The sequence below is a fragment of the Streptomyces flaveus genome (assembly GCF_014647675.1).
In the GTDB taxonomy this organism is placed as follows: domain Bacteria; phylum Actinomycetota; class Actinomycetes; order Streptomycetales; family Streptomycetaceae; genus Streptomyces; species Streptomyces flaveus.
The window spans coordinates 22658-37852 of record NZ_BMPQ01000026.1 but is presented as its reverse complement, the minus strand read 5'-3'; the positions used below and the strand labels follow the sequence as shown (position 1 = coordinate 37852).

General features: G+C 69.9%; 15 protein-coding genes and 2 pseudogenes. 9 read left to right on the top strand and 8 right to left on the bottom strand.

Annotation, left to right across the window (positions count from 1 at the left end; genetic code table 11):
- Window positions 1-3 precede the first annotated feature (3 nt).
- The 4 genes from IEZ21_RS35280 (at window position 4) to IEZ21_RS35265 (ending at window position 3372) form a co-directional block, all read left to right on the top strand.
- On the top strand, window positions 4-867 hold the full coding sequence (locus IEZ21_RS35280; protein WP_189325885.1) for a YhjD/YihY/BrkB family envelope integrity protein: 864 nt from the start codon (window positions 4-6) through the stop codon (window positions 865-867).
- Between the two features lie 143 nt (window positions 868-1010).
- Complete coding sequence (locus IEZ21_RS35275) at window positions 1011-1478, top strand: SHOCT domain-containing protein (RefSeq protein WP_189325884.1); 468 nt, start codon at window positions 1011-1013, stop codon at window positions 1476-1478.
- A 30-nt stretch (window positions 1479-1508) separates the two neighbouring features.
- Complete coding sequence (locus tag IEZ21_RS35270; protein ID WP_189325883.1) at window positions 1509-1976, top strand: DUF7144 family membrane protein; 468 nt, start codon at window positions 1509-1511, stop codon at window positions 1974-1976.
- A gap of 22 nt (window positions 1977-1998) precedes the next feature.
- Entirely contained in the window at window positions 1999-3372 is a 1374-nt protein-coding gene (locus IEZ21_RS35265) for a diacylglycerol/lipid kinase family protein (protein WP_189325882.1), read from the top strand.
- A 104-nt stretch (window positions 3373-3476) separates the two neighbouring features.
- Here IEZ21_RS35265 and IEZ21_RS47220 read toward each other — a convergent pair.
- A pseudogene (locus tag IEZ21_RS47220) lies at window positions 3477-3692 on the bottom strand (trehalase-like domain-containing protein); the annotation flags it as partial.
- 133 nt (window positions 3693-3825) lie between these two features.
- Complete coding sequence (locus IEZ21_RS35260; RefSeq protein WP_246568462.1) at window positions 3826-4404, bottom strand: phosphatase PAP2 family protein; 579 nt, start codon at window positions 4402-4404, stop codon at window positions 3826-3828.
- Between the two features lie 142 nt (window positions 4405-4546).
- Here IEZ21_RS35260 and IEZ21_RS35255 point away from each other — a divergent pair, with 142 nt between their 5' ends.
- Window positions 4547-5305 (top strand): DUF2382 domain-containing protein, encoded by a 759-nt coding sequence (locus IEZ21_RS35255; RefSeq protein WP_189325881.1) that lies wholly within the window; start codon window positions 4547-4549, stop codon window positions 5303-5305.
- 144 nt (window positions 5306-5449) lie between these two features.
- Here the strand turns inward: IEZ21_RS35255 and IEZ21_RS35250 are convergent, their stop codons facing one another.
- From IEZ21_RS35250 to IEZ21_RS35240, 3 genes are all read right to left on the bottom strand, one after another.
- The gene (locus IEZ21_RS35250) at window positions 5450-5821 is read right to left on the bottom strand and encodes a carbohydrate ABC transporter permease (RefSeq protein WP_213089394.1); all 372 of its coding nucleotides are present in this window, start codon (window positions 5819-5821) and stop codon (window positions 5450-5452) included.
- A 35-nt stretch (window positions 5822-5856) separates the two neighbouring features.
- On the bottom strand, window positions 5857-7062 hold the full coding sequence (locus IEZ21_RS35245) for an RNA-guided endonuclease InsQ/TnpB family protein (protein ID WP_213089393.1): 1206 nt from the start codon (window positions 7060-7062) through the stop codon (window positions 5857-5859).
- A gap of 500 nt (window positions 7063-7562) precedes the next feature.
- Window positions 7563-8963 carry a DUF2252 domain-containing protein gene (locus IEZ21_RS35240; RefSeq protein ID WP_189325879.1) on the bottom strand — a complete coding sequence of 467 codons (1401 nt, stop codon included), beginning with the start codon at window positions 8961-8963 and terminating at the stop codon, window positions 7563-7565.
- A 235-nt stretch (window positions 8964-9198) separates the two neighbouring features.
- Here IEZ21_RS35240 and IEZ21_RS35235 point away from each other — a divergent pair, with 235 nt between their 5' ends.
- The 4 genes and pseudogenes from IEZ21_RS35235 (at window position 9199) to IEZ21_RS35220 (ending at window position 11604) form a co-directional block, all read left to right on the top strand.
- A complete protein-coding gene (locus IEZ21_RS35235; RefSeq protein WP_189325878.1) occupies window positions 9199-9456 on the top strand; it encodes a hypothetical protein in 258 nt (85 codons plus the stop codon).
- Window positions 9457-9678: 222 nt separating this feature from the next.
- Entirely contained in the window at window positions 9679-10113 is a 435-nt protein-coding gene (locus IEZ21_RS35230; RefSeq protein WP_373302347.1) for a DUF7144 family membrane protein, read from the top strand.
- Window positions 10114-10297: 184 nt separating this feature from the next.
- Window positions 10298-10771: pseudogene (locus IEZ21_RS35225) on the top strand (STAS domain-containing protein); the annotation flags it as partial.
- A gap of 122 nt (window positions 10772-10893) precedes the next feature.
- Window positions 10894-11604, top strand: coding sequence for a transglutaminase domain-containing protein (locus IEZ21_RS35220; RefSeq protein ID WP_308429669.1), 711 nt, complete (start codon window positions 10894-10896; stop codon window positions 11602-11604).
- 21 nt (window positions 11605-11625) lie between these two features.
- Here IEZ21_RS35220 and IEZ21_RS35215 read toward each other — a convergent pair whose 3' ends face one another.
- The 3 genes from IEZ21_RS35215 to IEZ21_RS35205 form a co-directional block, all read right to left on the bottom strand.
- The gene (locus IEZ21_RS35215; RefSeq protein WP_189325877.1) at window positions 11626-12822 is read right to left on the bottom strand and encodes a MalY/PatB family protein; all 1197 of its coding nucleotides are present in this window, start codon (window positions 12820-12822) and stop codon (window positions 11626-11628) included.
- A 143-nt stretch (window positions 12823-12965) separates the two neighbouring features.
- Window positions 12966-14381, bottom strand: coding sequence for a sensor histidine kinase (locus IEZ21_RS35210; RefSeq protein ID WP_246568460.1), 1416 nt, complete (start codon window positions 14379-14381; stop codon window positions 12966-12968).
- A complete protein-coding gene (locus tag IEZ21_RS35205; protein ID WP_189325876.1) occupies window positions 14382-15089 on the bottom strand; it encodes a response regulator transcription factor in 708 nt (235 codons plus the stop codon).
- Window positions 15090-15195: the final 106 nt, after the last annotated feature.

The following is a 15195-nucleotide window of genomic DNA, read 5'->3' as shown; positions in this document are numbered from 1 at the left end:
GCCATGGCAAGGAAACCCGGACCCGCCCCGGCGTCCCGCAGGCACACGGCGGTGGAGCGGGTCCGGGCGAGCCTGCGGTCCGGTCCGGTGGCCCGGCTGCTTCCCCGCCTGTCGGCGCTCAACGTCGTGGAGGGCTCCGTGAGGCTGGCCGCGCAAGCCTTCATCACCGCGCTGCCGCTGCTGATGACCGTCGCGGCGTTCGCCCCCCGAGGGGTGCAGGACCTGCTGGCCGACTCCCTCCGTGCGGTTCTGGGGGTGCGCGGTGACACGCTCGACGAGGTACGCCGTGCCTTCACCGCCACCGGCACACCACGGGACGCCGCCGGAGCTGTGGGCGTGGTGGTGACTCTCGTGTCCGCCACGGCCTTCAGCCGGGCGCTTCAGGCGGTCTGCGAGCGGTGCTGGCACCTGCCACGGACACCGGTGCGGGCCGCGGTCTGGCGCTGGCTGCTCTGGCTGCTCGTCTGGCTGGGCGTCCTCCTGGTCCAGGCACCGCTGCGCAGCGGGTTCGGCGGCGGCGCGGTGATCGGATGGGTGCTGTCCGTGCTGTCGGCGACTCTGCTGTGGTGGTGGTCCCAGCACCTCCTGCTGGGCGGCAGGATCGGCTGGCGGAACCTGCTGCCGGGAGCGCTGTTCGCGGGCACGGGCACGGTCGTGCTGAGCTGGGCCGCCGGCCTGTTCGTGCCCACGGTCATGGAGCGCAGCCTGCAGGAGTTCGGCCCGCTGGGGCCCGTCTTCACGTTTCTCTCCTGGTTGATCGCCGTGTTCCTGGTGGCCGTATCGGGCCTCGCCCTCGGCCAGTACGTCGCCTCCTCCGACTGGTACCGGACGGCCGCCGTCCCCTGCCGCACGCGGGCCGAACCCTGATCCCGCCGCAGGAGCGCATCCATCAAGTGCCGGGCCGCCCGCAGGCTCACCCGCGTCGGGTGAGGCCACCCGGCCCTGGCCGTGCCCACGCTGAAGACAGCACGCAACGGCGGCCGGGCGAGCGCCCGGGACGGAGAAGTGACATGAGCGCGCAGACGTACCTGGCGTACGACTACCCCTTGCTGAGCATCTTCTGGAGCATGCTCCTGTTCTTCCTGTGGATCATGTGGTTCGTCCTGCTCTTCCGCGTCGTCGTCGACATCTTCCGCGATGACGCGATGAGCGGGTGGGCGAAAGCCGGCTGGCTGGTGCTCACCATCCTGCTGCCCTTCCTGGGCGTCTTCGTCTACGTGATCGCCCGCGGCAAGAACATGGGCCGCCGGGAAATAGCGCAGGCCCGAGCACAGCAGAAAGCCTTCGACGCCCACATCAGGGAGGCCGCAGGCGGCATGGGCCGCCCCAGCAGCGCCGACGAACTCAGCAAGCTGTCCGAGATCCGCGCACGCGGCGACATCACGGACGAGGAGTTCCGCAGGGCCAAGGAACTGGTCCTGACCGGCCACGGCCCGGCGGAGCCCCCGGGCTCCACCACCCACACCTCCGGTCGCTGAGCATCCGGACGACACGAATCGAGGCACAAGATGACCGCGACACACACCCGGCCGGCAGACACGGCGAAGCAGGAATGGGCAACCGGCCTGACGGTCTTCGCGGCCGTGATGCTCTTCCTCGTCGGCCTGCTCGACATCTTCCGGGGCATCATGGCCATCGCCGAGGACGACATCTTCGTCACGACGCGCCAGTACGTGTTCGAGTTCGACCTGACCGGCTGGGGCTGGATCCACCTCGCTCTGGGCGCGGTCGCCGTGATCGTCAGCATCGGACTGCTCAAGGTCTCGGTGTGGGCGCGTGTCGCCGGCGTGGCCATCGCCGGACTCGTCATCATCGCCAACTTCCTCTCCCTGCCGTACTACCCGGTGTGGTCGGTCGTGATGATCGCGCTCTCGGGCTTCATCATCTGGGCCCTGTGCGTGGTCCGGCGCGACAACCTCTTCGACCTGTCCGAGGAGCGCCCACTGTCCGAGGAGCGCCCGCCGCACAAGGTGTGAGGCAGAAGAGAAGGGCCGACCGGTGGGACGACACGGCTGGAACACGAGGGGGTCGGGAGAGGCAGGGGCCGCAGCCGTACACGAGGACAGCGCCGGACGGGCTCGCCTCGCCGTGCTCGCCCTGCTGGGCAGCATCCTGGTGCCGCTCGTCGCCGCCGGTCTGCGGAGCGTGCTGTGGGCCCTGGTCGGCATCGCCGGACTGGCGCTCGCCGCCGTCGGGGTGTGGTGGACCCTGGCGCACACCGGAGTGGTCCGTGCCCTCGGCGTGGCTCTGTCGGTGACCGCGCCGGTCGCTGCCCTGGCCCTGTATGCCACGTTCGGCATGCTCGGGCCGGCCTTGCTGTCCCTGGGCCTGTGGCTGCTGGCCGTCACGGCGGCACGTACGGCCCTGACACCTGGTCACACCGCCTCCGAACAGGCTGTCGTCGAGGCGCCCCGCGCCCCCTGGGTCCTCATGAATCCGCGCTCCGGCGGCGGCAAGGTGGGTCGTTTCGACCTGGTGGAGAAGGCCCGGGCCGCAGGCTGCCGGGTGGCCCTGCTCGACGCAGGCCAGGATGTCGCCGAGCTGACCCGGCAGGCCGCAACCGAGGGGGCCGATCTGCTGGCGGTGGCGGGCGGCGACGGCACCCAGGCGCTGGTGGCCGAGGTCGCGGCGCTCCACGACCTTCCCTTCGTGGTGATTCCCGCCGGTACGCGCAACCACTTCGCCCTCGATCTCGGCCTCGACCGTGACGATCCGGCGGCCGCCCTGGAAGCCCTGACCCACGGCGTCGAACTCCGCATCGACCTCGGGTACGCCGCGGACCGCGTCTTCGTCAACAACGCCTCGTTCGGCACGTACGCGTCCGTCGTCACCGACCCCGCGTACCGGGACGCCAAAGCCCGCACGACCCTGCGAACCCTCCCCGGCCTCCTCACCGGTGAGGACGCGCCCAGGCTGCGGACGCGGGCCGACCGGACGTACGTCGATGGACTTCAGGCGCTGCTCGTCAGTAACAATCCCTACGGCCGTGCCGTCGACGCGGCCCATCCGGGGCGCAGGGAGCGGCTGGACTCGGGACTCCTCGGTGTGGTGTGCGTGCGGGTCGGCAACACCGCTCAGGCGGCGCGCATGGTCCGCGGTCCGCGCCCCGGGGGACTCATCCGGCTGAGCGCCGGGGAAGTCGTCGTAGAAGCCGACACGGGCGCCCTCCCGGTCGGCATCGACGGAGAACACGTCGTTCTGCCGTCACCCGTCGTATGCCGCAGCGCGCCCGGGGCGCTCCGGGTCCGCGTGCCACGCCGCCGCCCCGGCACGCCACAGGCGGGCGGGACGGCGGCCGACTGGCCGCGCGTGGCACGGCTGGCGCTGGGCCGTCTGTTCCCGGGCCGGGAACAGCACGTCACGGCGGTCTGAGACTTCTGGTCCGGCTCCTTCTTGCGATCCGGCTCCTCCTCGCTGATGCCGCCAGGGTGCTGGTGCAGCGCGCGGTGGTCCTGCCCGCCCACAGTGTCCGACAGATACGGCTGCCGCACCGTGGCTTCGGCCTCGCCCGCAAGATCAGCGGCAAACCGACAGTAACCTCTCCGCTCGCTGTCGAGGAGGGAGGCGAACACGCTGGGCGCATCGAAGCGTGGCGTGCACCACCAGTCGATCGATCCCTCGGAGGACACCAGCGCGGCGGTCTGAAGATCATCGACTATGCCGTGGTCGGCTATCGGCGGGTAACGGTTCACCGGCACACCTCCTTCGCCAGGGCCCGACGCGCCGGGACACCCCGCTCAAGCGCAGCCTGGAGATACCTCGCACCGCGCTCGCGGGGAGGGATCACGCCGACGGAGGCCAGAGCGAGCTTCCAGTAACCGCCTGTCAGAGCACACGCCGCAGCAGATGCGGTGCGGCTCGCACCAGGGGGACCGTGGCCAGCCCGATCACGCCGCCGGCGGCCACGTCGGCGGGGTAGTGGGCACCGCTGTGGATCCGCTCCGCAGCCACCGTCACCGCTGACACCCCGCAAGCCGCACCGGCGGCCGGCCACACCGTGGCAACGGCTCCGGCGAAGGCGAAGGCGGCAGCCGTATGCCCGGAGGGGAAGGAGGAGGTGTCCGGGCGGTCTCGAAGCTCTTTTGGCGGGACCCATTCCTGCGGCGGGCGGCGCCGCCGGTACAGCTGCTTGGCGACCGCGTTGGACAGCACCTGAGCCGTCACCATGGCCGTCACCCCGGCGGCGGCAGCCGTGCGGCCGCGCCACCTGCCCGTGGCTGCCATCACTGCGGCAGCCGCCCACCACAGCTTGGTGTGCTCGGCCGCTTCCTCCACCGCGGGCGCGACTTGCCGCACCCACGGCGGCCCCCACGCGATCGCCCGCCTGGCCAGCCGGCGATCGGCGGTGCGCAGACCCGCCATTACACCCATGACCAGCGACTTCCCGCCCAGGGCACTCTCCACCGGTACGTGATCGAAACCATGCCGCACGAGTATCCGGCCGAACCCCACCCACACACATTCACGACAGATCAGGACAATCAGTGTGTTTTGTACTGTTTTACGAGGTTAGTCGGGTCGGGAGGCCAGCAGAAGGGAGATCACGATGATCACCCGAGAGCAGATCCCGACGGTACTGGACCACCCGGTCTACGACACCGACGACAACAAGATCGGCGACGCCAGGCACGTCTTCCTCGACGACGTCACCGGCCAGCCCGAATGGGTCAGCGTCAAGACCGGCCTGTTCGGCACCAGCGAGTCGTTTGTGCCGATCACCCACGCCAGCGTGGTCGAAGACCATCTCAAGGTCCCTTACCCCAAGGACAAGGTCAAGGACGCCCCCAATGTCGACGTCGACGCCGGGGGGCACCTGTCCGAACAGGAGGAGCACCGCCTGTACGAGTACTACGGCTTCGACTGGGACGCCGCCTGGCAGCAGGCCAACCGGCCCGGCGCCGACCGCGAGGCAGGAACCGCGGATGACGCGATGACCCGCTCCGAGGAACAGATGCACGTTGGCATCGAACGCCAGGAGACCGGCCGGGCCCGCCTGCGCAAGTACGTCGTCACCGAGGATGTCCAGCAGACCGTCCCCGTACGGCACGAGGAAGTCCGCGTCGAACGCGAACCAGTCACCGACGCCAACCGCGACGCCGCCACGGCCGGCCCGGATATCAGCGAAGCCGAGCACGAAGTGACCCTGCACGCCGAGCGCCCCGTGACGCAGACCGAGGCCGAGCCCGTCGAGCGGGTACGGCTCACCACCGACGAGCAGACCGAGCAGGAGACTGTCACCGGCAAGGTCCGCAAAGAGAAGATCGAAGCCGACGTTCCCGACGAGGAGGACAAGCGCCGACGGTGAACGGCCGTTCCGGGCTGATCAGCTCGAGCCGACGCGACCACCGTCGCTTCTACAGATGGACCAGGGCCTGTCCGGTCAGCGGGGAGTGACACCGGACAGGCCCTGGCGGATTCGGGCGCCACTGGGCGCGGGGTGCTCGCCCGGCTACCCCTTGGTCGCGCCCGCCGTGCCGCCGCGGACGAAGTGTCGCTGGAAGGCGAAGAACACCAGTGCCACGGGGATGGTCATGAGCAGGGTCGCCGCGAGCTTGAGCGGGTACTGGTTGCCCGAGCCGAGCTGGCCGGAGACGAGCGAGGCGACCCCGGATGTGAGGGTGTTCAGTTCCGGGCTCTGCCGGGACACGATGAAGTGCGCGAGTTCGTTCCACGATCCCTGGAACGACAGGATGGTCAGGGTGATGAGTGCCGGCCGGGCCATCGGCAGCACGACGGACCAGAAGGTCCGGAAGGTGCTCGCGCCGTCTATTCGCGCTGCTTCCTCGAGGCTGATGGGGATCGACTCGAAGAACTGCTTCATGTTGACTTCCTCCCCCTCGTAGACGAGGGGGAGTCCTACGGCTCGCGCCGTGGGGTTTTCTGCTTCGTCGCCGACTGCCCGTCCGGAGAACTCCGTTGAGGTCTTACACCGGCTCCACAGACTGTCACCGCCAGCCCGGCGGCCAGAAGGTTGTTCGCTGCGTTCACGTCCCGGTCATGGGTCGTACCGCAGCTGTCGCACGTCCATGTGCGGACGCTGAGCGGCATCTTGTCCTGCAGGGTGCCGCAGGCGGAGCACAGCTTGGAGGAGGGGAAGAAGCGGTCTACGGCGATCACTTCCCGCCCGTACCAGGTGGCCTTGTACTCCAGCAGGGAGCGGAACTCGCTCCAGCTCGCGTCCGAGATGGCCCGGGCGAGCGTGTGGTTTTTGACCATGTTGCGCACGGTCAGGTCTTCGATCACGAGCGTTTGGTTTTCACGCACGAGCCGAGTGGTGAGTTTGTGGAGCATGTCGCGGCGCCGGTCGGCGATCCGGGCGTGGACCTTGGCGACCTTGCGCCGTGCCTTGGCCCGGTTGGTTCCATCACCCTTGGCCTTGCGGGACAGCTCCCGCTGGGCCTTGGCGAGTCGGGCGCGGTCGCGGCGTTCGTGCCGGGGGTTGGTGATCTTCTCCCCGGTGGAAAGGGTCAGCAGGTGGTCCAGGCCGACATCGATTCCGACCGCCGCATCGGTGGCGGGAAGCGGCTTCACGGCCGGGTCCTCGCACAGCAGGGAGACGAACCAGCGTCCGGCCGCGTCCTGGGAAACGGTCACCGTCGACGGCTTCGCCCCTTCGGGCAATGGCCGGGACCACACGATGTCCAGCGGTCCGGTCATCTTCGCCAGGGTCACTTCCCCGTCGCGGAAGCGGAACCCGCTGGTGGTGTACTCCGCGCTCTTTCGCGACTTCTTGCGCGACTTGAAGCGCGGGTACTTGGCCCGCTTGGCGAAAAAGTGGGTGAACGCGGTCTGCAGGTGCCGCAGCGCCTGCTGGAGCGGCACCGACGACACCTCGTTGAGGAACGCCAGTTCCTCCGTCTTCTTCCATGCCGTCAGCATCACGGAGGTGGCGTTGTAGTTGACCCGCTCCTGCCGCGCCCATGCCTGGGTGCGGGCCGCGAGGGCGAGGTTGTAGACCTTCCGCACGCAACCGAACGTGCGCGACAGCTCGGCTGCCTGCGCATCGGTCGGATAGAAGCGGTACTTGAACGCCCGCTTCACATGGTTCGTGGTCACGCTCACAAACTAGCCTGACCATAGGTAAAGATCAAACCTGTGGGTCAAGGCACTGCGATCCACCCTGGCGGCGAATCCCAGCTCCTCGCCCTGTTCCGCAGGGGTTTCGTTTCCTCCCCCGGCCAAAGCCGGAGGTATCCACGAAAAGACTCTGATGAGCGGGATCGCAGGTGTTGGCTGAACGGACGACGAGCTGGGGCGGCAGCAAGATAGGGGTGGGCGGGTTGGGCAGTGGTTCGGGAGCCGCCAGCAGTTCCTGGAGCATCCGCAGGCAGGCGGCGGCTTCGTCGTACGGCTGCGCGACGCTGCTCAGGCCGACGGCCGGACCGCGTCGGTTTCAGTCCCTGCGGGACTGATCGTCGAGGAACACGCGGCGTCGCGGTCCTGAGGATCACCCCGGCCGACGGCCGGCGACAGGACCTCCTACTCGGCCATTACCCGGCCATCCGAGTCGTCCTCCTGCCTTTGCCGTGCCGTGCGGCAGTCGTTTCCGCCCCCTGCAGGCGCTACGCGTTTTGGGCGGGAACCCGGCCGGTACGTACGGCGTCGGTAAGTGTCTGATGGTCGCGTTCGTTCTGGTCCGCGTACCTCTCGGCGAACTCGGTGAGCGCGTGGTCGAAGACATCTCCGCCGCCCAGGTATGCGGCGATGGCGATGCGGTCTCCGGAGCGGGCGTGGGCGCGGGCGAGGGTGGCGCCGCAGAGTTCACCGAAGGCGCGCATGTCTTTGGGGACCATGAGCTGGGGTTCGGCGATGCCTTTCCAGTCCCGCAACTGGCGTACGTAGAAGTCGCGTTGGCGTCCGTCGATGCCGGTGACGCGTTCCCAGCCGAGGAAGATGTCGCCGGCGGCCTGCATGAGGCGCTGCCCGGCGACGACACGTTGGCCCTGGTTGTCGTAGCCGCTCGTCCCGGCGTACGGGGCCAGCACCGACCGGTCGGCTTCCTTGGCCTGGAGCAGCAGCGGATCCTCGTCGTCCCTGCCGAGCAGCAGGATGATCCAGCAGCGGGTGCCGACGCTGCCGACCCCGACGACCTTGCGGGCCATGTCGACGACCCGGTACTGCCGCAGCAGATGGCGGCGGTCGGACTGCAGGCTGTGGCTGTACCGCTCGATCAGTTCGCGCAGCTGCTCCTCCAGCGCGTCGCGCTCGACGCCCGGCAGCAGGTCCTGCAGCGGCACGATCAGGGGCGGGTCGGGGGTGATCCTGCGTCGGCCGTCGGCCACCCGCGTCAGCTTCTCGAAGGCCTGGAGGCTGTCGCGGCTGCGGGCCTTGGCCATGGCCCGCCGGGTACGCTCGCGGCCCCGCGCTCCCAGCTTCCGGTCCGCCAGGGCCCGCAGCGTGTCCGCGTCGGCCTGGGTGTACCAGACGGCGAGGTTGCCCAGGCCGGCGAAGTGGCGCATCCGTTCGCGGTAGGACCGTACGGTGGTTCGTACGACCAAGGCCCGCTCGGCATCCGTGTAGCCGTTCTCGCGTCCGGCGATGGCCAGGCTGGCGGCCAGCCTCTTGACGTCCCACTCCCAGGGGCCGGGCAGGGTCTCGTCGAAGTCGTTGATGTCGAACACCAGATGCCGCTCGGGCGAGGCGAGCAACCGGAAGTTCAGCAGATGCGCGTCCCCGCAGAGCTGCGCGGTGATTCCCGAGCGGGGAGTGTCGGCCAGGTCACCGGCCATGATGGCGGCGGCACCCCGGTAGAAGCGGAAGGGGGACTCCAGCATCCGCCCGTACCGGATGGGCACGAGTTCCGGCAGCCGGGCGGCCGACTGCGCCTCGATGGTGTCCACCGGGTCCGGTCGTTTCGCCGAGGGCTGGTATTCCGCGTGAGCGGAGCGCGGCGCGTCCGCCCGCGCCGCCCGGCCCCGCGCCGCCCGCTCCTCCGGAAGCCTCCCGCTGACCTGGTCAGCCATGACGCCACCTCCTGGGGGGCGGCCCTGCGGAGCAACTGCCCCTGTCCGAGCCTGGCCCCCGGCCCTCTCCCACCGTTCCACACCCCGCACCAGCAGGCATCTCGGCCGTCGGCGTCGCTGCGACGGGACGGCCCGAGCCGCCGTGGCAACATGCGGTCCCGCCGCTCCTTCGGTAGCGATCCGCGTACTGGAAGAGGACGCTGGATGAAGGGGCAACGTGATGGAGAGACATCTCATGGCTCGAACCAGCACAGACCAAAAGCCGCACACGCCATTCTTTTCCCGCCCCGGTGTCCGCCGCCTCGCACCGTTCATTCTGATCACTGCGATCGCTCTGGTCTTCATCTTCGAGAACCGCGCGAGTATCAAGATCCGTCTTCTCGTCCCAGAGGTGACCATGCCGCTATGGGGTGCTCTTCTGATCGCCTGGGGCCTCGGCATGCTCGCCAGTGCCTTTACCGTGCGTCGGCGCCGGGACCGGCGTACACGATGACCGGGTGTGTGATTGCCTGCGGCCCCTGCCCCGCAACCGCGTCGATATAGCCCTGGCCTGCACAGATGGTCTGCGAACTACTCATCAAGAGCTACCCGTCAGGCGCCCCGAGGTGCGCAGCGCACTCCACAGGGTGAGATTGGAAGTAGCCCGACCGGCCGAACGCGAACGCGCGGTTGTGCGGGCCGTACGACACAGCCGTACGACACAAAGGAGCCGGCGATGACCAGTCATGTGAGTGGGGCCCGCTCGGGAGCGACGGTGCGGAGTTCGGAGAGGGCCGGTCTCGGCAGCGGCTGGGTGGTCTTCGCGGGCGTAATGATGATCTTCGGTGGCCTGATGACGCTCTTCGCGGGCATCGCCGCCATCGCCGGTGACGATCTGTTCGTCGCCACCCGCAACTACGTGTTCGAGTTCGATCTCACCGGATGGGGCTGGATCCACCTGGTCATGGGTGTAGTCATCACTCTCGCCGGCGCCGCCCTGTTCCAGGGCGCCACCTGGGCGAGGGTCGTCGGTGTGGGGCTGGCCGGCCTGGCCATGCTGGCGAACTTCCTTTGGATCCCCTACGCGCCGTTCTGGGCCTTCGTCCTGATCGCGATCAACGCCATCGTGATCTGTGCACTGTGCACGGCTCCCAGTCCGTCGGAGCGGTGAAGCACGGCAGCCGGTCGCGGGAGCTCGGCCGGCGCGGGCCCTGTGAGGGCTGGTCTCACGGCGTGAGCACGTCTCCTCGCCGTGTTCAAGCGTCGCTCGTTTGAGCACCTGGAGAACATCCTCCCCCTACGTGCTCACACTCTGCGCGACAGGGGTCAAGGGCCTCCGGCATCTACCCTGCGCGGCCACCTTCGACTGGCACTCCATCGCCCCGAAGACGCTTCGGCGGATGCCGGCCGGGGAGATCACCGTCATGGTGATCACCGTCGCGTGCGTGGTCGTCACCCACAACCTCGCCATCGGCGTCGTCGTCGGTTCGATCACCGCGATGGTCATCTTCGCCAAGCGCGTCGCTCACCTCGCCGAGGTCACCGCCGTCACCGACCCCGACGACAGCACGGTCGTCTACCGGGTCACGGGTGAGCTGTTCTTCGCTTCCTCCAACGACCTGGTCGGGCAGTTCAATTACGCCACCGACCCCGACCAGGTCGTCATCGACCTGTCCGCCGCCCACATCTGGGACGCCTCGTCCGTCGCCGCCCTGGACGCCATCGAGACCAAGTACGCCCAGTGCGGCAAGACCGTCGAGATCATCGGCCTGAACGAGCCCAGCGCCCGGATCCACGGCACGCTCAGCGGGGAGCTCGCAAGCCACTGACCGGCGGCAGGACCTCTCGCATACGCTGCTGGCAAACGGAGCCGGAGGCGGGGGTGGGCGTGACAAGTCGGTTGTTGATGCCGTGGCGGGGTGCGAAGGTTCGGCCGGAAACGGCGGCCGGCGTGGGTGGTTCGGCGCGGGCCACCGCCGTTCTGGACTGGGAGCAGCCCGTCGTGGCGGCCCTCGTGGAGCGCGTACGGCGCGAGGCGGGGCCGGGGGCCGAGGCTCGTGCGGCGCTTCAGGTGGCGCACGGGATCATCGCGCGTGAGGTGCGGCCCGTGTACTCCGTGGAGGACCGGCATCCGGCCTCGCGGACGCTGCGGCTGGGGCGTGGTTCGTGTAGTCAGCGGATGGCTGTGCTGGAGTCCGTCGCTCGGGCGATGGGCATACGGACGCGGGTGCGCGGGCTGCTCGTCGACGGGGTCTTCTGGTATCCGCGGTTTCCCCGGCTCAAGCCCCTCGTCCCGGAGCATGTGCTGCTCGCCTGGCCCGAGTTTCTGCTGGAGCGGGAGCAAGAGCGGGAGTGGGTACCGGTCGGGGAGTTGTTCGACGGGGTGGCCGGAGGCGGCGAGGCCTTCAGCAATCGCGGCGGTGAGACGCTCTTCGACGCGGTAGCGCGGGTCGGCGTGGACTGGAGCGGGTCGGTGAGCTGCGGTGCGCAGGGCGGCACGGCTTGCGATCTGTCCGCCCAAGTCCTCGTCGATCTCGGGTACTTCGACTCTCGCGACGAGCTCTTCGAGCAGCATGGACAGACACTGTGCCGCCCGGTTCGCCTCCTCGCGGAACCCGTACTCGGGCGCTGGAGCGCGGGCGCCCGCGCAACGACGGCCTGAGCCGGGCCCGCCGCGCCCCCCTCAGCCCACCGCCCGCGCCATCCGCCGCACCGCCTCCGTGAGCAGTTCCTCGGACGTCGCCAGGTTCAGGCGTACGTGGCCCGAGCCGCCCGTGCCGAAGGGGAGGCCGGAGTTCAGGGCTACTCGGCCCCGGTCCAGGAAGGCGGACGCCGGGTCGTCGCCGAGGGGCAGGGCCCGGCAGTCCAGCCAGGCCAGGTAGGTGGACTCGGCGGGGGTGTAGCGGACGGCGGGGAGGTGTTCGGTCAGGAGGGTGGACAGGAGCCGGCGGTTTTCGTCCAGGCCCGTCAGCAGTGCGTCCAGCCAGGGGCCCGCGTCCCGGAGGGCCGCCGTGTGGGCCAGGATGCCCACGTGGCTGGGGCCGTGGCTCACCTCCTCGGGGAGAGCGGCCAGCTCCGTGGCCGCGTCGGGGCCCGCGATGGCCAGGGCCGCCTTCAGGCCCGCCAGGTTCCAGGCCTTGGAAGCGGACATCAGGGAGAAGGCGTTCTCGCCGCCGGGGACTGTCAGGTACGGGACGAAGCGGGCGCCCGGGGACACGAGCGGGGCGTGGATCTCGTCGGCCACCACACGTATGCCGTACGCGTGGGAAAGCCTTGCCACGGCGGTCAGTTCGGCGGTGGTGTGGAGCGTGCCGGTGGGATTGTGCGGGTTGCAGAGCAGGTACGCGACCCGGCGGCGCCCGCCCTCGGTGACCCGGTCGAACGCCGACTCCAGCTCCGCGAAGTCCAGACGTCCGTCCTCGCCCAGCGGAGCCTCGACCACGGTGCGGTCCATGTTCCGCAGGAACAGGTAAAAGGGCGGGTAGACCGGGCAGTTGACGACCACCGGGTCCCCCGGCCCCGTCACCAGCTTCAGCATCTCGACGATGCCCAGCATCACATCCGGCACGATCGCCGTACGCTCCACGGCGAAATCGTCCCAGCCCCACCGCTTCCCGGCGAACTCCGCCAGCGCCTCGGCGTACGCCGTCCCGGCCGGGTAGCCCGTGTCGCCGAGCGCGATCGCGTCCGTGACGGCCCGCGCGACCGGCTCGGCGAGCGGCACGTCCATCTCGGCCACCCACAGGGGCAGTACGTCCTCCGGGTAGGTACGCCACTTCATGCTCGTACGGCGGCGGAGTTGCTCGAGGGAGAGTTGGCTCAGGGGGTTGGGGTGGGCGGGAGCGGCTGGAGTGGCGTCAGGGGCGGTTTCAGGCAGCATGGGGAAGATTCTTCCCCGTATGGGCGGAAGAATCTTCCCCGCACACCTCGTACGCCTCGTTCATGCGACCAGCGTCACCGCGCCCACCGCCGGTGTCCGCAGCGTGCGACGGGCCGTGGCGAGGCTGGTCGCACCAACCCCTCTCACGTGCCACTCACCGTGAACCCGATCACCGAGCCTCCGCCCTCCCGGCGGTGCGCGAACGGCTCACCCCCGTGCGCCGTCGCCACCTCCCGCACGATCGACAGGCCGAGCCCCGAACCGGGCAGGCTCCGCGCATCCGGCGCCCGGTAGAAGCGGTCGAAGACCCGCCCGAGGTCCTCCTCCGCGATGCCGGGACCCCGGTCGAGGACCTCGACGCGGACCGAGCCGCCGTCCTCGCCCGTCACCTCGATCTCGATCGGGGCCGTCCCACCCCGGTCGAACTTCGCCGCGTTCTCCACCAGGTTGGACAGTGCCCGTTGCAGGGCCGCCGGGCGGCCGTTCATCACCGTCTCGCCGGCGGCCCGTACGACGATCTCCCGGCCTGTCCTGCGGCGGGCCGCCACCGCCACGTCCTCCGCGATGTCGGCGACAGCGACCTGCTGGGGCGGCTCGGTGGCGGACTGGCCCGCCGCCAGGTCCACCAACTCGTTGACCAGGTCGGTCAGTTCGCGGGACTCGTGGGCCAGGTCCGCGACCAGTTCCTCGCGGGCCGCGGGCGGGAGTTCGTCGATGCGGCGGAGCATCGAGATGTTGGTACGCAGCGACGTCAGCGGCGTACGGAGTTCATGGCCCGCGTCCTGGACGAGGCGGCGTTGGTCGTCCTCGGACTGGGCGAGGCGGCCGAGCATGCGGTCGAAGGAGCGGCCGAGGCGGGCGACCTCGTCGCGGCCGGTGACCGGTACCTGGGTGGCGAGCCGGCCCGTGCGGGCCACGTCCTCGGCGGCGCCCGCGAGGCGGACCAGGCGGGAGGTGATCCGGCGGGCCAGCCACCAGCCGAAGAGGCCCGCGGCGACCACGACCGCGGCCACCAACAGCACGGTCCGCTGCTGGAGTTCGCGCAGCAGATCCTCCGTACCGGAGAACTCCTGCGCGACCTGCACCGCCCCCCGCCCGCCCCCGAGCGCGACGGTCGCGGTCCGGAACACCTCGCCGCCGACCTCGACGTCGCGGTGCTCCACCAGCCGCCCGGCGGTCGATGCCGACGCGGCCCGCCGGTCGTCGGCATCGACCGGCAGCGGCGGACTGCCCCGGTCGACGACCGTGCCGTCGGGCCCGAGCACCTGCACGACCGTGCCACTCGGCCGGATCAGGTCGTCGCGCGGGCCGCCGTCGGTGCCGGAGGCGGCGAAGTCCTGTGCCGTCAGGGCGTCCTGGCGCACCTGGGCGCGCAGGTCCTGCACCACGTCCTCGAACACGGTCCGCTGGTCCACACGGACGAGCCGGGCGGCAGCGTCGTACGAGAGAAATCCCACGAGTACGGTCACGACGGCCGCGACGGCCGCGAACGACACCGCGAACGTGGCCCGCAACGAGGACAGCCGCGGCCTCGCGAACAGCCGCCTCGCAGAAGGCACTCAGTCCTCCCTCAGTACGTACCCCACACCCCGCACCGTGTGGATCAGCCCGGACGCGCCCGGCTCGTCGAGCTTGCGCCGCAGGTAACCGACGTACACGGCGAGGTTCTTGGAGCCGGGACCGAAGTCGTAGCCCCAGATACGGTCGTAGATCGTGGAGTGGTCGAGGACGATGCCGGCGTTGCGGGCGAGGAGTTCCAGGAGATCGAACTCCGTACGGGTGAGCTCGATCTCACGTTCCCCCCGCCAGACGCGCCGGGCCTGCGGATCGATGCGCAGCCCCGCGACGGTGAGCCCGCCGCCGGGCATGCGTTGTTGTTCCCTGGGTACGCCGACGGGGGTGTCCGTACGTCGCAGCAGTGCGCGCAGTCTGGCGAACACCTCGTCGACGTCGAAGGGCTTGACGACGTAGTCGTCCGCTCCGGCGTCCAGACCGGCGATGCGGTCGGCGGTCTCCACGCGCGCGGTGAGCATCAGGACCGGCGTACGGTCGCCCTCCGCACGCAGCACCCGACACACCTGGAGGCCGTCGATACCCGGCATCATCACATCGAGCACCAGTACGTCGGGCGGGTGGCGATGGGCCTGCGCGAGCGCCTCCACGCCGTCGACGACGGCCGTCACCTCGTACCCTTCAAGCGTCAGGGCGCGTTCCAGGGCGTGGCGGATGGCACGGTCGTCCTCGGCGAGCAGCACAGTGTGGGGCACCCGCCCAGTCTGCCAAGGCCTGGATCGCGTAGTACCTGATGAGAGGGGTACGACCGGGTCTCTTACCCGGTTCTCACCCCGCAGGGACCGGTGGCTTACCTCGCCC